We start from the raw sequence: 23,992 nt of genomic DNA on the forward strand, positions 1-23,992 counted from the left end.
TACCATTGTCCCATTTGTAGATAACTTCCCTAAAGACACAATCCTATATCAAAAGATGACTACAAAACCTGAAGAAGTGAGGTAGCGTCTTATGAGTAAAAAAAGAAAGCGAGATTTGAATGAAAAGTTAAGGGCAAGAGAAGAAAAAATAATCACAAAGGCTGAAACAGATGATGTTTTGGATTACAAAAGAAAAACTAGAGATGATTATAGAGACAAGGTTGTTAAAGAAGAAAATAGGTTTCAAGATAAGATTCACGAGAAGATAAGTAAAAGGGCTGATATTACTAGTGAAATAAAAACAAGTAACAAGAGCAAAAATGCTATAAAAAGAAATCTTCAAAGTAACAGTTTTGAAACTGATAGTGGAATGAAGCCTATTGTAGAGTCTCCAGAGAAAAACCAAAGTATAGAAGTTAATTCAGATGCTTATAGAGTTTTTGAAAATACTGCTTCTAAAGAAACTCATAGGAATATAGAAGTAGGTAATACTAATAATGGTTTGAATATTCAGAGCGTAAATGTTAATAAGCGAAAACATTCTAAAAAACTTGTGAGTGATTTTGCTGAAACGGAAGTAGCTAAGTCAGATTATCAAACAGAGGTTAAAGAAAATCGTATCTATGATCCTTTGGCAAAAGACCAAGATGGTGATGTTGTCATTGATAGATACGATAATGATTTTAGAGATAGCGATGTATCCTATGAGCCTTTAGGTAATAAAAAATCCAAACTTTATGAAAAGCAGAAAAGGTCACTTAAAAGAAAGAACTATTCTGATAAGCTCTTTACAAGAAAAGGGACAGATAAGAAAAAGGAAGATAATACTAAAGCTTCTAAAACTGGTAAAGAAGCCATCAAAGATAGGGAAAAGAAAAATCAGCTTTATAAAAGGTATAACAAAGAAACCATAGTCGGTGGAAGTGTGATTGGAGCCGCAAAACTTGGTGAAGTTACAGGTACTTATCTATCATCTGGTAGTGATGAAAATGCATCGGTTGAAGCTGCCGAAAAAGGTTTAGGAAGTTCATCTAAACTTATTCATTGCGTAAAGAATTATTCGGACAAGAGAAAAAGTAAGAAGCTATATGATTTAGAAAAGAGCGATAGGAAAATTCAAAGTAGAAAGTCCAAGCTTGAGTTTAGAAAAAGCATGGACGAGGTTAAGAAGACTGACCAATATAAAAAAGCAAATGCTTATAAGAAGTTTCAAAAGAAGAAACAGATGAAGTCAGCTATCTATAAGCAAAATAAGACAAGAATTAGAGATAGAGTTAAAAAGACACTGATGGATACATTCAAGGTATCTAAAGACTTTATCATAAGAAAAACGAAAGTAGCAGCAATAGTAGTAGCTGCCATAATTATTTTTGGAACTTTTGTATTTAACTTTGCAAGCATGACAATGGGTGGATTTGCTAATTCTACAAGTAGCATTTTAACAACATCGTATTTATCAAGACCAAATGTTTTAACTGAGATTAACCAAAGTTTTTCAAACAAGGAGAATGACTTATATAGCGAGCTTGAAAATATAGAAAAGAATAATCCCGGATATGATGAGTACATCATAAATAAAAATGGAGATATTGGTCATAATGTTCATGAGCTTTTATCCTATATCACCTCAAGATGTGGTGAAGTAAAGAGTTTGTCTGAAGTTAGTAATATCCTAGATGACTTGTTTAAGACTATGTACCATGTCGATTATAAAGAGGAAATAGAGATAAGATATAAGACTGTAACTGAAACTTACACCGATGAAGAAGGGAATGAACATACCGAGAGCCACGAAGAACCTTATGAATATAGAAAGCTCATTGTTACCCTAAATAAAAGGGAAATGGATAGTGTCATTAGAGAAGTCTTTAGAGATTATCCAGATAATTTAAAACACTATGAAGCACTATTCCTTGCACAGGGAAATATGGGTGAAATGTTTGGAAACACCAATCTCATTACTGAAAATGGTGGCATTGGTGGAGGAAAAGAATATGAAGCATCGTCTGATGTTCAAAAGAAAATTGTAAATGCAGCATATATTACTCCATCACCTGGAGCAGGTTGGTGTGCAATGTGGGTTTCACAAGTTTATCAAAATGCAGGTCTTGGATATATCGGAGGAAATGCTAATGATATGTATCGAAATCATACATTTACTTCTGATAGATCAAAGTTAAAAGTAGGAATGCTTGTAGCTGTTGAAAGTAGTAGCAGTGGTGGTCAATCCGGACTTACTTATGGTCATGTTGGCATTTATATTGGTGATGGTAAGGTAATGGATAACATCGGTGTTGTTAGAGTTACAACTTTGGATGATTGGATAGCAACATTTTGTAAACATCATCCAGTAGGCTTTGGCTTTCCACCAAATGTAAACAGATAAGGAGGGCAGAATGTGAGAAAAGAATTAAAACTAACGAAAAATAAAATAAAGAAACTTCTTGATAAAAAGGCTCTGATTGATAAAGAATTAGAGCCTTTATTTATTCGAGAAGAAGAACTTGAAAACGAAGAAATCATCGTGATTTGTAGAGAAAACAACATCACGCTTGAGGATTTAATGAGAAAAGTAAAAGAAGAGAAAAAACAAAAACAAGAAAAGGAGTTTAATGATGAAAAAATTGTTGAGTAACAAAAAGATTTTAGCAAGTATACTTGCTTTACTGGTGTTAGTAGGCTTTGTGGCAACAGTGTACCTAAACAAATCAAATATTGTATATGCTATGGGAGGCGATAATAATCATGGGCAGTATAAAACAAAATTTATTGTGAATATGATTGACAATACAAGCGATCAGAATATAAGTAAGGCATATTATGAGGATAAGCTGAAATTTAAGATAAATATTTTAAAGGAATTTAAACTTGAGGGTAATTTAACATCATTTGATAGATATGATGAAATGTTTACAGAAGCTGATTTTGATACCGAAAGAACGGGACATACAAGATTTACAAGCAAAAAAGAATTTAATTATTATAAAGCTACTGGTGTAAATATTGGCAGCGGCATATTCTTAGATTTTACAGAAAACAATCAAGACTACTATGTTGGTTCTATTGAGGAGCATATTAGAACATATAGCGATAATAAGATTTACCATATCTTAGATACACCTGTATATAAGCTGAATCGAGATATTGTAAAAACTAAGATTGATTATGATGGAGAAATAAAAGAAGAGTCCAAAAAAGAAATTATAAATAAAGTTAAGGAAGCCAATCCTAATATCAACAATCTTAAAGAAATAAAGATTGAGAAGGATAAGCTCATCATTGAAACTTGGAATAGATACCATACAGGTCTTCCATATATAACTTTTAATGTAGATGACTTAATTACAAGAGTGGCAAGTGTTGATACGCAAACTGATAAAACTGAAAAAAAGGATAGTTCAGTACAAACAGATGATAAAAGTAAAAAAGATTCAGCAACACAAACTAAAGCAGAAGTTAAGGTAAAATATTTTTTCGAAGATGGAAAGGTATATAAAGAATTTACTAAAACTTTTGATGTAGGCTATGTTCTTGATGCTTCAGAACTTGATATGTTACCTGATAATATGAAATTTCTTGATGATTTTGCCACATATAAGGTAAAGGGAAAAGATGATGAAATTATAAGAAAGGTATCTTATCTAAAGAAAGATGAAAATACTCAAACCGAGAAAGATATAAAGGATAGTGCTACTCAAACTGAGGAAAAGAAGAAAAAAGATGTTTCTGTACAAACTGTTTTAACAGGAAAAGACATTGAAAAGTTAGAAAAAGACCTAAAAGCCTATGAAAAAGAAATGGATAAACTAAACAAGGAGCTAAAAGATAAAGCAGACATTTCTAATGATAAGAAAGAAGAAATCAATAAGCTTAATGATAAAATTAAATCCTTAGAAGAAAAGCTTGAAAATAGAAAAAATGAAAAGATAAAAGGTATATCAGATAAGGATATTTCAAAGCTTGAAGATAGAATTAAAGGCTTAGAAAGTAAAATTGATACTCTAAAAAATACATCATCAAGCACAGGAAACGCTCCATCAAAGACAGTTACATCTAATTCAATTCCTTTTACAAGCGGAAAAGGAACACAAACAGGTAGCGAAAAACAAATTGCTTCAAATTCTGCGACAAAAAAGGGAAACACTACATCTGAAAACACTGGTAAAAAAGAAGAAAAGCAAGAAATTCGCTATCCGAATAAGCTAACACCTAAACAGCCACAAAACAGTCAAGGAAACAGTGGAACAACTGGAAGTAGCACAGGAACAAGTACAACGACAAATACCAATAAAGGCGTTGCATCAAGTCCCTCTAAGGCAAGGGCATCCGTTACAGAGAATGTAGATAATGCAAACAATAAGTATCCTATTCATCATAATGATGGAGAAGATAATAAGTCTACGGATATGTATTCAGCAGACGCAAGACAGTTTGTAACTTTTACAACTAAAAATGGAAAGACTTTTCATCTAATCATTAACCATGATGAAGATAGCGAGAATGTAATGCTCCTAACAGAAGTTTCGGAAGATGATTTATTAAATATGGTTGAAAAGAAAGAAGCTCCAAAACAGGAAATCACAAAGGAAGAACCACAAAAAGAAGAATCTAAACCTGTGAAAAAAGAAGAAAGCAGTAATACAGGAACCTACTTAATTTTAATTCTTGTAGTTGTAGGAGCATTAGGTGCAGGTTATTACTTTAAGGTTGTTAAAAAGAAAGAGAATGAAGAACTTGAAGCATTAGAAGAAGATGACGATAGTTTCTTTTCAGAAGCCGAGGAAAGTGAAAATGAAGTAGATGAAGTTGAAACAGAAGATAAAGAAGATGATGAGTTAGAGTAAATTTGCACCTAAAACTATACAATTTTGGGTGCAAGATATAGGGCGAGAGAGTAAAATCTTTCGCCCTATTTTTTACAGGGAGGATAAAAATATATGAAACTTGTAATTGCAGAAAAACCAAGTGTTGCCCTATCCATATCAAAAGTAATAGGAGCAACAAATAAAAAAGATGGATACTATGAGGGAAATGGCTATAAGGTAAGTTGGTGCATTGGACACCTAATTCAGATGGCAAATCCCGATAGCTACGATGAAAAGTATGCTAAGTGGAATATGGAAGATTTACCGATTATTCCGAGTGAATATAAGTATGAGGTTTCAAAATCCACTAAGAAACAATTTAGTATCTTGAAGAAACTATTGAATGATAAAGAAGTAGAGAATGTAGTAAATGCTTGTGATGCAGGTCGTGAGGGGGAAAGTATTTTTAGACTTGTTTACAATCAAGCAAATTGTAAAAAGAAGATGGAACGCCTTTGGATTTCATCGATGGAGGATAGTGCCATAAAAGATGGTTTTGATAATCTAAAAGAGGGAAAGTTCTACGATAATCTCTTTGAGTCTGCACAGGCAAGAGCGATTGCAGATTGGCTTGTTGGAATGAATATCAGTAGATTTTATTCGTGCCTATATAAGCAAAATTACAGTGTAGGAAGAGTGCAGACACCTACCCTCTCAATGATTGTAAATAGAGATGAGGAAATAACCAATTTCAAAAAAGAAAAATATTTTACAGTAGAGTTAAGTCTTAATGACTTTACACTTTCAACAGATAGAATTGATGATGAAATAACAGCAGAGCAGCTCTTAAACTTAGTAGGCGATAAGATAGAAATTACCGATGTTATTCAAAAAGAAAAGATAACAAAGCCTGATTTGCCATTTGACCTTACAACGCTCCAAAGAGAGTGCAACAAATATTTTGGATATAGTGCTAAGCAAACACTTGATTATGCACAGAGCCTATATGAAAAGAAGTTTATCACTTATCCAAGAACGGATAGCAGATGCCTGACTGAAGATATGATTACAAGCGTCATTAATAATATCTTAGGCAAGAATGACTTTGATACTGAAAGAATTAAGATAGTGTTTAACTCCAAAAAAGTTACGGATCACCATGCGATTATACCAACAATCAGCTCATTAAAAGAAGATATTTCAACTCTTCCAGCAAGTGAAGCAAAAGTATATAGACTTATAACAAATAAACTTCATGCAAGTGTTGGATACCCATTAGTAGAAAATACTACAAAAATTGTTGCTGAGTTTGATGGATTTGAATTTACAAGTAGTGGCAAAGTGATAATTGATGAGGGATTCACTAAGTATCTAAAAGAATATAAAACGAAGAAAACGGAAGATATACTACTCCAGGATATAAAGGTTGGAGATGTATTTGAAATAAAAAATAAAGAAATAAAAGAGAAATATACAACACCACCTAAACATTTTACGGAAGATACACTTTTAAAGGCTATGGAAGTAGCGGGTAATGACGCCTTAGAAAAAGGCATTGAGGTAGAAAGAAAAGGACTTGGTACACCAGCAACTCGTGCAGGTATTATTGAAAACTTGATTTTCAAAGGTTTTATCGAAAGAGATAAGAAAAATTTAATCGCTACGCATAAAGGAATTAGTCTTGTAACGATTGTAGCTGACACCTTTAAATCAGCTAAAACAACAGCTGATTGGGAAATGCAGCTTTCTGATATTGCAAGTGGTAAAGAAGATAAGGAAAAGTTTTTAAACAGCATTGAAGAAGAAATTAAAAATACGATAAACACACACAAAAAATAGAAATTGAATATAAACCAAAGGGAATGAGAGAAATCTTGTTCCTTTTTTTGTTGGAGGTGGTTGAGATTGAAACGATAAAAATTATAGAACTATTTGGTGGTATCGGAGCAATTAGAAAGGCTTTCATCAGACAAAAGATACCTCACCAAGTAATTGATTATGTAGAGATAGATAAAAACTGTGTTAAAAGCTACAATGCTTTATACAATACTAATTTTAAGCCGAAAAGTATTTTGTATTTTCATCCACCAGATGAAAAAATAGATTTACTAATGCATGGAAGTCCTTGTCAAGATTTTAGTCGAAGTGGCTTAAAGAAAGGTGGCACAAAAGGTAGCGGTACAAGAAGTAGTCTTCTTTTTGAAACTATACGAATTATAGAAGAAATGAAAATACGACCCAAGATAGTGCTTTGGGAAAATGTAAAGGGAGTTCTCGATAAGAATATGAGAGCTTCCTTTTTTCATTACCTAAAAGAAATGGAGAGACTTGGATATGAGAACAAATATGAAATTCTAAATGCTATAGAGTTTGGAATACCACAGAAAAGAGAGCGTATCTTTGTTGTAAGCATCTTGGGGAATAATTCTTTTGATTTTGCCAAGCTCGAAAAAACACAAACAAGGGATATATCTGAATTTCTTGAGAAAGACGCTTCAAATCTTTATGAAGTAAGGCAAGAGTCAATGCTTCGATATATAAGAGGAGAGCCTAAGAATAATAATTTTAGAGGAAGACTTAAAGTGATAGATAAGTTTGCCTACACAATTTCCACCAAGCAAGTGCGTATTCCTAATTCAGGAATTATTGATTTAAGTAATGGCAAATATAGATATTTAACTGAGCGAGAATGCTTTAGACTTATGGGTTTTGATGATGAAGACTTTAATAAACTCAAAGCTATATATCCAGGAAGAAAAGGTAAATTATCGTCAATACTTTATAAACAAGCTGGAAATAGCATTGTCGTAAATGTGTTAGAAGCAATATTAAAAGAAATTTTGAAGAACTAGGAGGTAAAGATGAGAACAAATGATTTTTACAATATTATCGAGCTTGTAAAAAGAGATGTTTTAGATAGTGAAAATGAGTATCTGAAACTCTTAAAAGTCATTGGAAATAACCAAAGATACGACTTTTTAAGTCAACTTAGTATCTATGATAAAAATCCCAATGCAACTGCTTGTGCAAGCTTTGATATGTGGAGGGAAAGATTTAATCGCACCGTTATGCGAGGACAAAAGGGTATTCCAATCCTAAGTGAAACCTATCCATTTCAAAAGGTTGGATATATCTTTGATATTAGTCAGACAGTATCTATGGATAGAGGCGTAAATGAGGTAAAACTATGGGCGTTTGATAGAGAAAAACATGAAGAAGCACTAAAAGATATGCTTACTCTTCGTGGCTTTGAAGCAAGTGATAAGTTATCTGAAAATATCTACTCACTTAGCAGAGTTTATGCAGATGACAGCATCTATGAGCTTTGTAATAACTTGAGAATTTCTGATGAAGATAGAAACTCATTTGTAAACTTTATGAGAAATTCTATTAGCTTTGCAATTTCAAATAGATTTAACCTGGATTATCCTATTCCAATGGATAACTTACAAGAAAATTTTAAGTACTTAGATAGAATTTCTTTAATGAGTGTTGGTAACTGTATTTCCAATGCTTGTAGTAATATTATTGAAGCTACAATGGTAAGAACAAGAAATTTATCTGTCAATCAAGACCTGACAAAGAGTATAGGTGCCGATTATAATAAGATTAACGAAAATAATAATGAATTAGGAGGTATAAAAAATGCTATTCGATCAAATGACCAAAGAGATGATGATACAAGAAACCGAGTTCTTGGAAATGGAAAATACGGACGAGATAATTTCAAAAATCAAGGAGAAGACCTTGAACAATCTGGAAAACGAGAAGAGCTTCATGGAAAAATTTCCAAATCCGACTTACGCAGTGATGAGACTGGACTTTCTTACAGAAACGAGCGAGGAGAAACACTATCAAATGCTAATAGACCTTTACAAAGAGAAGAAATTACTAATGCATCTAATGGAAGTACAGAAAAGAGCAATCCACTTTATGAGAGAGGAAAAACCGAAGATGATGGAAGCTTGGAAGATAACGGACGAGAATCATCCAGAGTACAAGGCGATGATTTCAGCCCTAAAAGAGATGGTGATAAAGGAAATAGTAGAAGCATAGAAAACAGCATAGAAGATATGAATGAGGAAGCAGAAAATGCTTCCTTTTTCTATTCTAAGGAAGATCCATATAATCTAATGACTGATGAAATGCTTGAGCGTGTTCCTGAACTTTATGAACAGGAAAAAATAAACCTTGCCGAAAAAGAAGTTCATGCAGCATATATTATTCCATTTAGAAGTAACTGGACTTGGTATATGACAGAGTATGATAGAGAAAGTGGCGATGCCTTTGGGCTTGTTTTAGGAATAGAGCCTGAATGGGGATATTTTAATATCAATGAGCTTAAAGAGCTAAATGCTCAAAGACTAATTTTAGAGGATTTTCCAAAAACTTTTAGAGAACTTAAATACACAGAACTTAAAAAACAGATGGATGAACAAGAGCTTCAGATGGTTTTTAATGGTGAACTTAGCTTTGAAGATGATGTAATTCATAAAGAAATTAACAACGAAGTTATAGAGGAATTTGAAGAAGAATTAAGCCCTAATTTTGCCGAAGAAGTCGGATCTATAATGGAAGAGTACGAGGTATCAAGAGATATTGCAATCAGTAGACTTACCACAAGCAAATTAGAAGAAGCACTTCAAGGCACAAATATTAAGCTAAGCGATTTTAATTCTGAACAGTTAGAAGAGATTATGAGTGCCATTAAAGAATATGACTTTTATGGAAATGAGATTACAGAAATTGCAGATCCAAAGCTTCCTGTTTGGAAGATGGAACAGTTAAAATGGCTGATTGATGACTGGAACAAAGATACAAACGGTGTTACATCAGAAAAGATAAAGTATCTAAAAGACCTAGATATTAAACTTGCAAAATTCAATGTACTAAAAGGTTATCTAATAAATGACGATGTAAGCATAAGTCAAATTGAAGAATTTAAGGACAATATCGACTTTGTTACGATGAGCGAGTTTGTTGATAGCCTTAAAGAATATTCATATAACAATCAAAATGAAAAAGTGGCAATTAAGGTGGGTAACGAATTTATCCTTGCAAGTAAACAAGATAGCTTAGAGATTAGCCTTGAGGATACTGGAAGAAAAGTAGTAGTTGATGGAGTAGAATATTCACTTAATCGAGGAGTAGATTTTGAAGAAAGCACAAAGGTTGATACTTTGATTGATAGTGGAAAATATGAAGCATATAAGATTGCTGATTATGTTGTGGAAGCTACTCAAGTTGAAGCAAAACAAGAGACACTTTTTGATTACCTTAATCCAGAAGAAGATAAAGAAAAATCATTAGACTTATCTGTTGGGAAAATGGTCTACATGGATCATGAGGCATATAAGATTGATGATGAAGTGAGCTTTAATGAGATTCTAAAAAAGAATGATTTAAGACTTGCTCCTCTAAGAAATGGTAATCATATGATGCCTATAGTAAGTTTTGCAGATGATAAAGAGTTATTAGAAAAGATTAGCTTTGATAGACCTAAGCTACTTGTTGGAGACGAAGTTCACTATAAAGATAAAGACTACACTATAACTCGCTTTGACGAGATGGGTGGTGGTCTTAAGACTGTTACAATAAAAGATAATGTTGAGTATCTTGGAGGAATGATTACGGGTTCAGAAGTTATTCCGTATAGATTAGAAAGTGATTTAGAAAGACTTTTCGGACTTGAGGAAAAGAAACAAGAGAAAGTATCAAACTTTAGAATTAAAGAAGATATTCTCCCTGATAAACTTGCTCCAAGTGAAAGGTTAAATAATAATCTTGAAGCCATTGCAATGCTCAACAGGATAGAAAAAGGTGAAAGGGATTTAGATGTTACAGCACAGGAAACTTTGGCTAAATATGTTGGGTGGGGTGGACTTGCTGATGTCTTTGATGAAAGTAAAGACGGTCAATGGAAAGAAGCAAGAGCTTTCTTAAAAGAAAATTTATCCTCATCAGAATATGAGGCTGCTAAGGAATCTACCTTAACAGCTTTTTATACGCCTAAAATTGTAATTGATGGAGTATATAGTACGCTTTCAGAAATGGGATTTAAGAATGGAAATATTTTAGAACCATCGATGGGCGTAGGTAATTTTATCGGTAATCTTCCAGATGAAATGAGCAAGTCAAAGTTTTATGGAGTTGAGCTTGATTCTGTTAGTGGTAGAATTGCAAAACTTCTTTATCCTGAAAGTGATGTGCAAGTGAAAGGCTTTGAAGAGACAAGTTTTTCAAATAACTTCTTTGATGTGGCAATTGGTAATGTTCCGTTTGGCGAATTTAAGGTTAATGATAGGGAATACAATCGTAATAACTTTCTAATTCATGACTATTTCTTTGCTAAATCTATTGATAAGGTGAGAAATGGTGGTGTTATAGCCTTCATCACATCATCTGGAACAATGGACAAGAAAGACGAAAGTATCCGTAAATATATAAATGCAAGAGCAGAGTTTTTAGGTGCAATAAGACTTCCTAACGATACCTTTAAGGGTGTTGCCGGAGCTGAGGTGACAAGCGATATTATTTTCCTGAAGAAAAGAGATAGTGTACTTGAGCGTGACGATGACTGGGTTCATTTAGCAGAAGATGAAAATGGCTTAACTTACAATAAATACTTTGTAGACCATCCTGAACAAGTATTAGGTTCTATGCGTGAAGTTAGTGGTAGATTTGGAAAGACTTTAACTTGTGAGCCGATAGCCTTTTTAGGACAAGAGAATAATATGGAGTCTCTTAAAGACCGTATTGAAATAGCAGGTGAAAGAATGTCAAAAGATGCGAAGTATGAAGAGATAGAGCTACTAGATGATGAAGTAACCTCAATACCCGCAACTGATGATGTAAAAAACTTCTCTTATACCTTGATTGATGATGAGGTATATTACAGAGAAAATTCACTTTTCATTAAGAGAGAAGTATCAGACAAAAGCAAGGAAAAGATTAAGGATTATCTCGAATTAAATGAGGCATTAAAGGATGTGATATACAAGCAAAAAGAAGATTTTAGTGAAGCTGAAATCAAAGAATCTCAGGATAAATTAAACGTAGTCTATGATAGTTTTTCTAAGAAGCATGGCTTTGTTAATAATTTAAGTAACACCAGAGCTTTAAGAGAAGATAGTAACTTCCCACTGGTATCTTCTATCGAGATACTTGATGAAGAAGAAAACTTCAAGGAAAAAGGAGATATTTTTTCTAAACGAACTATCACAAAAGCGAAAGTAATCGACCATGTAGATACTTCACTTGAAGCATTGGTACTATCTATTTCACAAAAAGGTTATGTAGATTTTGATTACATGACAAATCTTACGGATAAGGATAGAAACACTCTTATAGAAGAACTTAGAGGAGAAATCTTTCTAAATATTAGGGAAGAGAATGTTGGTTTTAATCAGAAGATTTCTTTTGACTTGGAAGATGGAGATTTGCCATTTGCTTGCAGTGATGAAAGCAATTCTTTCAAGTATGCCTATGTAACAAAAGATGAGTATTTAAGTGGCAACATTAGAGAAAAGATTGAAATTGTAGATAGTTATATCAATAGGTTACTACAAGCAGAACGAATGCTTCCAGAAGAAAGTGAAAATGAAAGAAAAACACTTGTAAACGAACTAAGCAGACTGGAATATCAAAAAGCAGAACTTCAAAGAGTAATGCCAAAAGAACTTGAAGCCAGTGAAATCAATGTAAGGCTTGGTGCAACATGGATTCCACCTAAAGATATTGAAAGATTCATATTTGAAACATTAAAGACTCCAGGATATGCAAGATGGGATATTAAAGTCAAATTTTCACATTTAACCAGTGAATGGAATGTTGAAGGTAAGAGTAAAGACAGGGGAAATGACCTTGCAGAAATGACTTATGGTACAAGTAGAGTAAGTGCCTATAAGCTAATTGAAGATGCCCTAAACCTTAAAGAAACAAAAGTCTTTGACCAATTATTAAATCCAGATGGTTCAAAGACTTCGGTACTAAATAAAAAAGAAACCATGCTTGCAGGACAGAAACAAGAGCTTATCAAGGAAGAGTTTAAGAACTGGATATTTAACGATGTAGATAGAAGAACAAGACTTGTTAAAGCATATAACGAGAGATTTAATTCTATTCGTAATCGTGAATATGACGGTTCTAACTTAAGCTTTGATGGAATGAGTACGGATATTACACTTCGCAATCATCAAAAAAATGCTATTGCAAGAATTTTATATGGTGGCAACAGCTTACTTGCCCATGTAGTAGGAGCCGGCAAAACCTTTGAAATGGTAGCAAGCTCTATGGAAGCAAAAAAACTTGGAATGTGTACTAAGTCCTTATTTGTAGTTCCTAATCACTTAACAGGACAAATTGGTAGAGAGTTTATGCAGCTATATCCGTCAGCAAATATTATGGTTGCTGATAAAAAAGACTTTGAACCGAAAAACAGAAAGAGATTTATTGGAAAGATTGCAACAGGCGAATACGATGCTGTCATTATTGGTCATAGTCAGTTTGAAAAAATTCCAATGTCTAAGGAATATCAACAAAAGCACATTCAAGACCAAATCGATGAGATTATCAATTATTTAGAAGAGTATAAGCATGACAGAAATCAAAACTTTACAGTAAAGGAACTTCAAAAGACGAGAAAAAAATTAGAAGCAAGACTTGAAAAATTAAACGATGATTTTAAGAAAGATGATGTTATTACTTTTGAAGAGCTAGGAGTAGATAAGCTGATTGTTGATGAGGCACATAACTATAAGAATTTATATCTTTATACAAAAATGAGAAATGTTGCAGGTATCGGACAATCTGAAGCTTTTAAGTCCTCAGATATGTTTATGAAATGCCGATATATGGATGAAATGACTGGTGGAAAAGGAATTGTATTTGCGACTGGCACTCCAGTATCCAATTCAATGACAGAGCTTTATACTATGCAAAGATATTTACAGTATGATGCTCTTAAAAAGAATGGCTTAGAGCATTTCGACTCATGGGCTTCAACTTTTGGAGAAACACAATCTGCTTTTGAATTATCTCCAGAGGGAACAGGCTACAGAGTGAAGACCCGTTTCTCTAAGTTTTATAACCTACCTGAGCTTATGAGTATGTTTAAGGAAGTAGCCGATATTCAAACAGCAGATATGCTTAATCTTCCTGTTCCAAAAGCTCATTTTGAGGTTATAAAGACTGAGCCATCTGATGAACAAAAAGAAATACTAAAGAGCTTGTCTGAAAGGGCTGATAAGGTGCGTAATAAGTCCGTAGAGCCTGAAGAAGATAATATGCTTAAAATCACTAATGATGGTAAGAAACTTGCCTTAGATCAGCGTTTAATAAATCCGTTACTTCCAGATGATGAAAACTCAAAGGTCAATGTATGCGTAAAAAATGTATTTTCTATTTGGGATAAGACTAAGGAGAATAAATCAACTCAGCTACTGTTTTCTGATATGTCTACACCAAAAGGAGATGGCAGTTTCAATATTTATGATGATATTAGAGATAAGCTTGTAAAACTCGGTATTCCAAAAGAAGAGATTGCCTTTATCCATGAAGCTAATTCTGATAAGCAAAAGGATGAACTATTTGCAAAGGTAAGAAAAGGTGAAGTTCGTATCTTAATGGGTTCAACGCAGAAGATGGGTGCTGGGACAAATGTGCAAAATAAACTAATTGCAATGCATGATTTAGATGTCCCTTGGAGACCTGCTGACCTTGAGCAGAGAAGTGGCAGAATTGTTCGTCAAGGTAATGAAAACAAGGAAGTTAGTATCTATCGTTATGTTACGGAGAATACATTTGATTCGTACCTTTGGCAGACGATAGAGAATAAGCAAAAATTTATTTCACAGATTATGACTTCAAAGACACCTGTTCGTGTGGCAGAAGATGTGGACGAAAATAGTCTGAACTATGCTGAGATTAAGGCACTTGCTACAGGTGATCCAAAGATAAAAGAAAAGATGGATTTGGATAATGAAGTTACGAAGCTTAAAATGCTTGAGGCAAACTACAAGTCCAACCGTTATAGATTAGAGGATAAGGTTGCAAAGACATATCCTGAAGAAATAGCAAGGACTGAAAAGCTAATTGAAGCAGTGAAAAAAGATATTGAAAATGTTGAACCACAGGGAAGTAGTGAAAATAAATTCACTTCTATCTCGATTAATGGCGAGATAATTCGAGATAAAAAGATCGCTGGAGAAAAGCTCTTAGAAGCGATTAAAGGTGTAAAAATTAATGAAAGTAATGTTATAGGACAGTACCGAAATATGGACTTAGAGGTAAGCTATAACTTCTTCACCAATGAGCATAACTTTAGCTTAAATGGTGCTGCAAAGCATTCAGGAGAGCTTGGAAAAAGTGCGGACGGTAACCTTACAAGACTGGATAACGCTCTTGAGAAAATGCCTGAGAAATTAAACAGGCTTGAAGAAAAACTTATCAGCACAAAGGAACAACTTGAAAATGCCAAAGAAGAACTTAAAAAGCCTTTTGAAAAAGCAGATGAGCTAAAGACAAAAGTATTAAGACTGGCAGAATTAAACAAGCTACTTGATATGGGAGAAGTAGAAGAAAAAGAAAATCTTAATCCATTACTTGAAGATGTAAAGAGGGCTATTGTAGATTTTTGTAAAAGGGAATATGAAGATGATAGTTATACCTATGAAAATTTTAGTAATCTATTTCCTGACCTTGCTCATATTGGAATTGCATATACTACTACACCAGATGAAAAGCATGAAATTCAATATGAAATTAGCTTAGAAGACTTTACAGCTACTCAATATATCAATGGAGAACCAATTACAAAGATTGATTATCTCAAAGACCTTTGAAGTGAAGAAAAGGCATTGGAATTTCTAAAACAAGAAATGGAATATGGAGACTTTGGAGAGTTTGTATCTATTGATGATAATGACCTAAAAAAAGCATTAGGTCTTGAAAGAGATGACGATGGTAATATCTATGATCCGCTTGCAAAAGATTTGGACAATGATGGTGTGCCAGATAGATACGATAATGACTTTAGAGATAGTGACTATTTTGAAACTACTTATGATGTAGAGGATAATCTTAATGCAAGAGCAGAAAGCAAAGAAAAGGTATCTGAAAAACCATCTATTTTAGGGCAAATTAAGTCATATCAGTCACAAGAAAAACAAGCAGAAACACGAGAAAATAAATCAAAAGAACACGATGAACGCTAAGGAGCTTATTACAAGCTCCTTTTCATTTTTAGTAGAAAAATGGAGGTATATTATGAACTACAAAGAAATGAGAAATACACTAGAACAAATGGCAAACGAAAATCACGAAGATTTTGCAAAGGCACTAATTAGTTTTGAAAAAGGAATCAATGATAAAGATGCCTTGGAAAAGTTATACCAAGAGTATATGGATAATGACAGTATGAGTTTACTTAATGATGAGTTTGATTACTTGATTGATGAACTTAGAGAAAATGGACAGATTAAAGACAGTGCAACAATTGAAAAAGAAGACAATGATCTAGTGAATATTGTTGGGAATATCGTAGGTGAGGTCGAAACCATTGAAAGAGAAAATAAAAATGGAGAAGCCTTTAAAGTAGTTAATTTTTCAGTTGTGTCAAAAAATGATGAGGGAAATAAGACTTATACCAATTGTTCAGCTTATGGAGATAAGGGTGATATTCCAAAGGATTTTAAGCAAGGTGACTTTGTAAAACTCTTTGGACAGGTTAGAACTTCTGTTGATGATAATGGTAAGGAACATACTAACGTTAGAATCCTATCATCTAAGCTTTTAAAAGCAAAGGAACAGATGAAGAACAAAGAAGAAAAGAAAGAATCTGTGCTTGGAGCGATTAAGAAATATAAGGCTGAAGAAAAAGCAAAACCAATGGAGAAGAAAGAATCTTCAAAGGAAACTGAGAGATAGAATATGTCGGTGTGGTCTTCGGGCTGCACCGTTTTTTTATTGCAAAATTAGTTCGAGAAAAAAGAAAAAAATACTACTAAAAGTTCTATTATTATGTTATAATAGAACAGATATGATGTTAAGATGGATAAGACTGGAGGATAATCATGTCGAAACTAAGCTATAAAAAATTATTTAAGAAATTAATAGATATAGAAATGAAAAATACTGAGCTTATGGATAAAGCAAAAGTAAGTAAAAGTACATTCTATAAAATAAAAAATGGTGAAAATGTTACTACTGACGTATTGCTAAGGATATGTGATGTATTGGAATGCGATATTTCGGAAATTGTAGAGTGTGTAAGTATTGAAGATGGAGGAAAAACGGGTGTCTAAGTTTACAGTTATAGATTTATTTTCAGGAGCTGGTGGGCTATCCAAAGGATTTTTAGACGCTGGAAATATAAATATATTTAAGAAAATAAATGAATGAGGTATAGAATGGTAGATAAAAAATTAAAGTTTATTGACCTTTTTGCTGGCATAGGTGGATTTAGATTAGGTTTTGAAAATGCAGGATGTAAGTGCGTTTTTAGTTCAGAGATAGATGATCATGCTTGTGAAATGTATGAATTAAATTTCGGGGAAAATCCAAGATGTGATATAACGCAACTTAATCCAAAGGATATTCCTGATTTTGATATTCTTTGTGCAGGTTTTCCATGTCAAGCATTTTCAATTTGTGGAAAGCAAAAAGGATTTTATGATGAAACAAGAGGAACCTTATTTTTTGATATTTGTCGAATTATAGAAGAAAAAAAACCTAAAGCGTTTGTTTTAGAAAATGTGTCAAATCTTGAAAAACATGATTCAGGAAGAACGCTTACCGTTATGTTGTCTGTACTATCGGAGTTAGGTTATACAGTTGTTTACAAAGTACTTAATGCTAGAAATTTTGGGGTTCCTCAAAATAGAGAAAGAATCATTATAGTTGGAAACCTGAATGGTAGAGCTTTTGATTTTACAAAGCTAAAGACGAATACTATTGAAACAATGAAACCATTTTTAGATAAGGTTGCTGACTTTGAAATACTTCCTAAAGAAAGTTATACAATTCTTGATGATTCACAAATAAAAAAACAATCAAAATCAGGGTTAATGTTTTGTGGGTATAGAAATAAAAAAATAAGAACTGTGGGTGTTAGACCAGGTACGGAACACCTATCTAGAGTCCATAAACAGCCTAATAGAATTTATTCATCCTCTGGAATACATCCTACATTAGCATCTCAAGAATCTAGTGGAAGATATTTTATAAAAGATGGAGATGTAGTAAGAAAGTTAACAATGGATGAGTGTTTTAGATTCATGGGATTTCCAGAAAATTATAAAAAAACAGGCAGTACTGCAAATCTGTATGCGCGTATTGGCAATTCAATTTGTGTGAATATGGTAAAAGCAGTAGCAGATGAAATTGTAAAACAATTTTTTGTTGGAGGAGAAATGATGGAAAGAGAAACAAAATTTTTAGAAGAAAAATATAATGAAGCTGAAAAAATAGGTAACTTAGATTCGATTGGTTTAATGGAGAATCAGATTGAAATGGTTAAAATTATAGTTGATAAAGAAGAGACATTTAAAGGTGTATTTACTGTTCTATTAACTAGTTTAGTATATAAAAGCTTACATCCTGAACAGGATGTGAGAAGACATCAAGCAAATATGGAAAATGGATATAGTGGGAGAAGTTTTGATACTAAGTACGTAACTCCATTTATGAAACAAAAAAGATTCCTTGGTGCAATGAAAGAGTCTGGTTGGTTAACTAGAAGTCTTGAACAAAATATCCCGTATGAATTAGATTTTCCAGGGAAAATTCAGAATAAAAATGTAAAGGCGGCATTTTTAAATATTCTTAATGATGTTGAAGTAAATGGAGCAGATCCCGAAAAATATGTGACAGCTATAATGGCGTATAGCATTAAATGCAAAAAAGATAAGACAGTGATTCTTGTTAATCCAATAGAAAAGGAAACCTCACTAACAATTAATGAGATTATGAAATCTTTATATGAGCATTTTTATTTTCAATATAAGAGTCGAGGAGCGTCTATACTTCCTGTCGTTGCATTATATAGTATTTATCAGTGTATTACAGATGAGCTTAAACGTTTTAATGGAAAAACTTTAGATAAGCTAGCATCTCATAATAGTTGTGATAGGAGTAGTGGAGAGACCGGGGATATTGTTGTTCGAAATGACAATGATAATTCTATTTATGAAGTGGTTGAAGTTAAGTTTGAAATACCAGTCAATGCAATTATGATTGAGGATGCTTATAAAAAAATAAGTGAAAAACCTGTACAAAGATACTATTTATTAAGTACGGTTGCACCTAGTGAGGATGACCGAGTGGCAATAGATGAAATGATATGTAAAATCAGAGAAGAACATGGATGTCAAATCATAGTGAATGGTGTGTTTCCTACATTAAAGTATTATTTGAGATTACTTGATAACACAGATATTTTTGTTGAGAAGTATGTAAAGAACTTATCCGAAAACACTGAAATTAATTTTGAACATAAAATCGCATGGAACAAGGTTTGCGAACGCAAATAGACTAAGAAATTATCCTGATATATGAGGTGAATAAATGTGGAAAGATAGTGAAACTGAGCTTGATTTTCTTGATTACGATTACTTAATACAAACGCTTCAAAGTATCATCACAGATGATTCTCTTTTACCAGCGAGTGTTGGAGTATATGGTGACTGGGGGAGTGGGAAGTCAAGCTTGATGTATATGTGCAAAGAGCGTTTGATTAAGGAAGATGAAAGAATTAAATGTTTAGTATTTAATGGTTGGCTATTTGAAAATTATGAAGACGCAAAAACGGCGATATTAGGTACTATTCTTGATGAGATTAGTAAAGAAACACAATTAACTAAAAAGGCACAAGAAATTATTAAAGGGTTATATAAAAGTGTTGATAAATTTAAATTGGTAAAAGGTGCATTGAAATATGGAACTGATTTTTTAGTGACAGGAGGGATTGGTTCTTTGCTTGGCATAACAATGAATCAGGTATTGAAATATGGTCAAGAAAAAATAGAAGTCACTGATTTAGAAAAAATTAAATCTAATATTGAAAGCGAATTAAATAACAAAGAGTTACGTGAGGATATTAGAAAATTTCAAAAAGCATTTGCATCTTTGTTAGAAGAAACAAAAATTAGTCGTTTAGTTGTTTTTATAGATGAATTGGATAGATGTAGACCAGATACTATTTTAGAAACACTTGAAGCAATAAAATTATTTCTCTTTAAGGGAAAAGTTGCTTTCGTTATTGGTGCTGATGAACGTCATATTTCGTATGCAGTTAAAAGTAAATTTAGAGATATAGAAGGCATTCAGATTGATATTGGGAAGGAATATCTTGAGAAATTAATACAATATCCTATTCGCATCCCACAATTAAATGCAGATGAGGTGGAAATTTATATTGCATGTTTACTTTTACAGTCGGAATTATCGGAAGAAAATTTTCAACAGGCTCTATCATGGATAGTTGAGAAGAAAAAAGAGGATTTCGAGAGATTTAAGATCGAATCAATTATAACTTTATTTTCAGATAAAGAAGATAATTATTCAAATATTGTAGAATCACTTTCTATTGCAAATCAGCTGGCATTTGTTTTATCTAATGGATTGCATGGAAACCCTCGTCAGTGTAAACGCTTCTTGAATTCCATGTATATGAGATTGCAAATGGCATCTTATAAGAATAAGAAATTGGATAGAAAAATTCTTGCAAAGATAATGATGTTGGAATATATAAAACCAAGAATTTTCAATAAAATAGCAGAGATGGCAGCGGATAATAGTTTAAGTAAAGAATTAATACTATTCGAGAATGGTACACCAGAGAATAGCGATAAGTTAAAAATTTGGAGAGAAGATAATTGGTTTTTAAATTGGTGTAAAATAGATCCTAAATTATCTGAGGAAAACCTCAATACATATTTTTATTTTACAAGAACCTCATTAGATGAAAAAATTAGTCGTATATCATCTTTTCTTTCGCCAGAAGCCCAAGAAATATTGGAACAACTTCTTTCAAAATCAGACGTTAAAATTCAACAAGCAATTAAATCTGTTGCAAATATATCAGATGCTGATGCAGCTGCAATTCTTGAAGCTATGAATTCTTCCATGATATCTGAAACAACAATAGCCAAAGAATTGATGAAATCATTTCTACTGTTTGCGCAGCAAAGAACTGAGTTAACCAATGATACTCTCAGTTATTTACAATCACTTAGTGGCTCGCAAATTAATCTTGGTTGTATAAGTTATATAGCTGAATATGCAAATAAAATGAATAAGAAAGTAGAAATTTTAGAGATGGCATCTCAATGGGATAAGAACAAACAAGGCTTAAAAATTGGAATAGAAAAACTGTTAGAAAAATAGTATAAGAGGAGGGGCTTATGGGGACATCAAGTATTTTTAATGGTAGGAATGATAGAAATCCCTTGTTACCAGAAGATTATAACCCTAATCAAGATGAAGACACTGATATAACGGAACCAGTCAAATGGAAGACAGTTAAGTCAGATATGTCAAAGTTTGTAAAGAGTGGTGGTACATACAGTTCCGCAAAGCATATAGCAAGACAATATGTTAAAGCAGCTGGGGGAGCTAGAAGTTTGGCTTCACAGTCATACTCTGGAAGAAAAGCTGGAGGAAATCTGGGGAACTTTTTTAATGGCATTGTCACTAATGGCGTGAAGGTAACTTTTAAAAATCTCGGAATTGAATACGAAGGTAAATCTGTAGAGGCGATTTTTTCTAGGTTAGTAGATGTAATTGCACCTAATTCAAGCACTAAAGAAGATATTGTGGCAAAGGAAGCTACACAAGCAGCTCTTTCTAAAGTATTTGATTATGTTGAAAATAATTCGATGGATATAGACTCTCTAAATAATATGTCAATTGAATTAATGCATGAAGCCTTAAAAGAATATGTTGGTGCATATATTTGGATTACAATGATGAAAGACTTAGGTAGTCGTTTAGAAATGTATATAACAAATGCAGATGATTCATATGCTACGGAATGCGAATTTAAAGATATGATTATGGGAATTGTAGATATTGAGTTTAATAAGCAAGGTAATATAATAAATAAAAATATTTCGTCTACGATTAGAGATATGCATGAATGCTGTTTGAAAGTTATGGAGGGAATCTTATGAAAATAGTTTGTCACATAAATAAAACAGATACTTTTGAAGTTGATGAACAAGCAATAAATGTTGATTTTTTCGACTCCAATTCTTTTTCATATACATTTTGGAAGAATAAAAACAAATTACCGTATTGGTACAGTCAAGAAGCGTTAGATTTGCTTTACATTTCTATGGCTGTTTTTGCAGCGGATAGATTATGTTTAAGAAAAGATGCGCATGATGGATGGAGTAGAGAATTTTCTATATACATGCCTATTTTAGAATATGATATGTGGCAAAATGCAAAATCAACGCTTGAGGAAATGTTGAATTTTTTAAGCGGCGATAAATGGACTTTTATTTTTAGAAGAAGAGAGCAATCTGAAGAGGAAAAGATAAACAACAATAAATGGAAAAAATCAAAGCAAAAAATAAAAAGTTATGATCAAATTTGTATGTTTTCAGGCGGAATGGATTCGTTTATTGGTGCAATAGATTTGTTGGAAAGTAATAGTGATAAAACATTATTTGTGAGCCATTATGGTGGCGGGAAAGGAACAAAGGAATTTCAAGATATTCTTAAAGAAAAGTTTATTAATCAGTATTCATTAGAATCAAGAGATTTCCATCAGTATTATGCAAAGATTGTGTCAGGTATTGAAGATACTACAAGAACACGTTCTTTCATGTTTTTCTCTCACGCATTAGCAGTTGCATCATGTTTGAGAAAGCAAGTTCAGTTGGTTATACCAGAAAATGGTTTTATTTCATTAAATATTCCTAGCACATTTTCTCGAATAGGTACAAGTAGCACAAGAACAACACACCCACATTATATGGGCTTGTTTCAAAAGTTGTTAGATTTAATTGAATTAAAAGTAACGTTAGTTAATCCGTATCAATTTAAAACAAAAGGTGAAATGTTGTTGAACTGCAAAAATCAATCTTTTGTTAGAGAAAATTTGGATAATACTATGTCCTGTTCACATCCAGATAATGGTAGAATGCAAAAAGAAAAAGAAGCTAGGCATTGTGGTTACTGTTTACCGTGCGTAATAAGACAAGCAGCAATCATGCGTGCAGGCATTATAGATCAAAGTTCATATAGGGATAATAAATTTAATGGAGGCAAGGTTTCTAGAACTTGTTTAAATTCGTATCGTTTAGGATTAAGAAAATTTAATCCTAAATACGCTTTTATGACAATTCAATCTAGTGGCTCTATAGAGAATAATATTGAAGATTATGCAAATCTGTATATTAGAGGTATGGAGGAATTAAAAACATATTTGGAGGAATTGGATGACTAACTTTTATATGGATATGCATATGCACTTTGACCTATACAAAAATAAATATGAAGTTTTGAAATATATTGAAGATAAGAAGTCTTATACTCTTGCAGTAACCAATCTACCAGATTTGTATAGGAAATACTATGCCGAGAATTGGGATTATAAATATGTAAGATTAGCATTAGGTTTTCATCCAGAGTTGGCCGCAGAATATTATGCTCAAATTAATATTTTTGAAAAATATATGAAAACAACACGTTATATTGGAGAAATTGGGTTAGATTATTCTGCCAAAAATATAGAAAATGTAGATAAGCAAAAAGAAGTATTTAAAAAAATTGTTGATTTATGTAAAGCTGATAACAAAAAGATAATAAGTGTTCATACAAGAAAGGCAGAAAATGACTGTTTGAAAATTCTTGATGGATTTGAGGGAAAAGTAATATTGCATTGGTACACTGGTAATTTAAGTAATTTAAAAATTGCAATATCGAGAGGTTATTTTTTCTCCATAAATCAACAAATGATAAAGAGTAAAAATGGGAGAACTATTATTGATATGATTCCAATAGATAGAATACTCCTTGAAAGCGATGCACCATTTACCGAGGGACTTCATACAACTTATAATATATCTTTTATGAATGATATTATTGAATATTTAAGTGTTAGTAAAAATCTAGAGAAACAGTTTATTTGCATAAAACTAAAAGAAAACTTTAGAACAATTCTATTGTGAGCATATAATAAA

Annotated in this window: 15 protein-coding genes; all 15 read left to right on the forward strand. The window is 32.5% G+C overall.

Features of this window, described 5'->3' with window-relative positions; genetic code table 11:
* Positions 1–91: 91 nt before the first annotated feature.
* On the forward strand, positions 92–2,386 hold the full coding sequence (locus HMPREF0631_RS04040; RefSeq protein ID WP_002843641.1) for a CD1108 family mobile element protein: 2,295 nt from the start codon (positions 92–94) through the stop codon (positions 2,384–2,386).
* Between the two features lie 12 nt (positions 2,387–2,398).
* Positions 2,399–2,635 carry a hypothetical protein gene (locus tag HMPREF0631_RS04045; RefSeq protein ID WP_001224413.1) on the forward strand — a complete coding sequence of 79 codons (237 nt, stop codon included), beginning with the start codon at positions 2,399–2,401 and terminating at the stop codon, positions 2,633–2,635.
* Positions 2,616–4,844, forward strand: coding sequence for a CD1107 family mobile element protein (locus HMPREF0631_RS04050; protein WP_002843658.1), 2,229 nt, complete (start codon positions 2,616–2,618; stop codon positions 4,842–4,844). The genes HMPREF0631_RS04045 and HMPREF0631_RS04050 overlap by 20 nt, the downstream gene beginning before the upstream one ends.
* Positions 4,845–4,937: 93 nt before the next feature.
* Positions 4,938–6,644 carry a DNA topoisomerase 3 gene (locus tag HMPREF0631_RS04055; RefSeq protein ID WP_002843661.1) on the forward strand — a complete coding sequence of 569 codons (1,707 nt, stop codon included), beginning with the start codon at positions 4,938–4,940 and terminating at the stop codon, positions 6,642–6,644.
* A 23-nt stretch (positions 6,645–6,667) separates the two neighbouring features.
* On the forward strand, positions 6,668–7,657 hold the full coding sequence (locus tag HMPREF0631_RS04060) for a DNA cytosine methyltransferase (protein ID WP_002843637.1): 990 nt from the start codon (positions 6,668–6,670) through the stop codon (positions 7,655–7,657).
* A gap of 9 nt (positions 7,658–7,666) precedes the next feature.
* Entirely contained in the window at positions 7,667–15,646 is a 7,980-nt protein-coding gene (locus tag HMPREF0631_RS10480) for a helicase-related protein (protein ID WP_002843651.1), read from the forward strand.
* A gap of 15 nt (positions 15,647–15,661) precedes the next feature.
* The gene (locus tag HMPREF0631_RS10485) at positions 15,662–16,018 is read left to right on the forward strand and encodes a hypothetical protein (protein WP_229031603.1); all 357 of its coding nucleotides are present in this window, start codon (positions 15,662–15,664) and stop codon (positions 16,016–16,018) included.
* Positions 16,019–16,070: 52 nt separating this feature from the next.
* Entirely contained in the window at positions 16,071–16,730 is a 660-nt protein-coding gene (locus HMPREF0631_RS04070; protein WP_002843625.1) for a hypothetical protein, read from the forward strand.
* Positions 16,731–16,876: 146 nt separating this feature from the next.
* Positions 16,877–17,107, forward strand: a complete 231-nt coding sequence (locus HMPREF0631_RS04075; RefSeq protein WP_000041070.1) for a helix-turn-helix domain-containing protein — start codon at positions 16,877–16,879, stop codon at positions 17,105–17,107.
* Entirely contained in the window at positions 17,100–17,204 is a 105-nt protein-coding gene (locus HMPREF0631_RS09990; RefSeq protein WP_147614608.1) for a DNA cytosine methyltransferase, read from the forward strand. The genes HMPREF0631_RS04075 and HMPREF0631_RS09990 overlap by 8 nt, the downstream gene beginning before the upstream one ends.
* An 8-nt stretch (positions 17,205–17,212) precedes the next feature.
* Positions 17,213–19,333: a DNA cytosine methyltransferase gene (locus HMPREF0631_RS04080; protein ID WP_002843662.1), complete on the forward strand. Its 2,121-nt coding sequence runs from the start codon at positions 17,213–17,215 to the stop codon at positions 19,331–19,333.
* A 34-nt stretch (positions 19,334–19,367) separates the two neighbouring features.
* Positions 19,368–21,188 carry a KAP family P-loop NTPase fold protein gene (locus HMPREF0631_RS04085; RefSeq protein WP_002843652.1) on the forward strand — a complete coding sequence of 607 codons (1,821 nt, stop codon included), beginning with the start codon at positions 19,368–19,370 and terminating at the stop codon, positions 21,186–21,188.
* A 17-nt stretch (positions 21,189–21,205) separates the two neighbouring features.
* Positions 21,206–21,973 (forward strand): hypothetical protein, encoded by a 768-nt coding sequence (locus HMPREF0631_RS04090; protein WP_002843646.1) that lies wholly within the window; start codon positions 21,206–21,208, stop codon positions 21,971–21,973.
* The gene (qatC, locus tag HMPREF0631_RS04095; RefSeq protein ID WP_002843657.1) at positions 21,970–23,256 is read left to right on the forward strand and encodes a Qat anti-phage system QueC-like protein QatC; all 1,287 of its coding nucleotides are present in this window, start codon (positions 21,970–21,972) and stop codon (positions 23,254–23,256) included. The genes HMPREF0631_RS04090 and qatC overlap by 4 nt, the downstream gene beginning before the upstream one ends.
* Positions 23,249–23,980: a Qat anti-phage system TatD family nuclease QatD gene (gene qatD / locus HMPREF0631_RS04100; protein ID WP_002843659.1), complete on the forward strand. Its 732-nt coding sequence runs from the start codon at positions 23,249–23,251 to the stop codon at positions 23,978–23,980. Before qatC ends, qatD begins: the two co-directional genes overlap by 8 nt.
* The last annotated feature ends 12 nt before the right edge of the window (positions 23,981–23,992 follow it).

The organism is Peptostreptococcus anaerobius 653-L (genome assembly GCF_000178095.1).
Lineage (GTDB): Bacteria > Bacillota > Clostridia > Peptostreptococcales > Peptostreptococcaceae > Peptostreptococcus > Peptostreptococcus anaerobius.

Coding starts and splice junctions, on each gene's coding strand:
- HMPREF0631_RS04040 (WP_002843641.1), top strand. CDS start 92: ATGAGTAAAAAAAGAAAGCGAGATTTGAATGAAAAGTTAAGGGCAAGA.
- HMPREF0631_RS04050 (WP_002843658.1), top strand. CDS start 2,616: ATGAAAAAATTGTTGAGTAACAAAAAGATTTTAGCAAGTATACTTGCT.
- HMPREF0631_RS04055 (WP_002843661.1), top strand. CDS start 4,938: ATGAAACTTGTAATTGCAGAAAAACCAAGTGTTGCCCTATCCATATCA.
- HMPREF0631_RS04060 (WP_002843637.1), top strand. CDS start 6,668: ATGAGAGAAATCTTGTTCCTTTTTTTGTTGGAGGTGGTTGAGATTGAA.
- HMPREF0631_RS10480 (WP_002843651.1), top strand. CDS start 7,667: ATGAGAACAAATGATTTTTACAATATTATCGAGCTTGTAAAAAGAGAT.
- HMPREF0631_RS04070 (WP_002843625.1), top strand. CDS start 16,071: ATGAACTACAAAGAAATGAGAAATACACTAGAACAAATGGCAAACGAA.
- HMPREF0631_RS04075 (WP_000041070.1), top strand. CDS start 16,877: ATGTCGAAACTAAGCTATAAAAAATTATTTAAGAAATTAATAGATATA.
- HMPREF0631_RS04080 (WP_002843662.1), top strand. CDS start 17,213: ATGGTAGATAAAAAATTAAAGTTTATTGACCTTTTTGCTGGCATAGGT.
- HMPREF0631_RS04085 (WP_002843652.1), top strand. CDS start 19,368: ATGTGGAAAGATAGTGAAACTGAGCTTGATTTTCTTGATTACGATTAC.
- HMPREF0631_RS04090 (WP_002843646.1), top strand. CDS start 21,206: ATGGGGACATCAAGTATTTTTAATGGTAGGAATGATAGAAATCCCTTG.
- qatC (WP_002843657.1), top strand. CDS start 21,970: ATGAAAATAGTTTGTCACATAAATAAAACAGATACTTTTGAAGTTGAT.
- qatD (WP_002843659.1), top strand. CDS start 23,249: ATGACTAACTTTTATATGGATATGCATATGCACTTTGACCTATACAAA.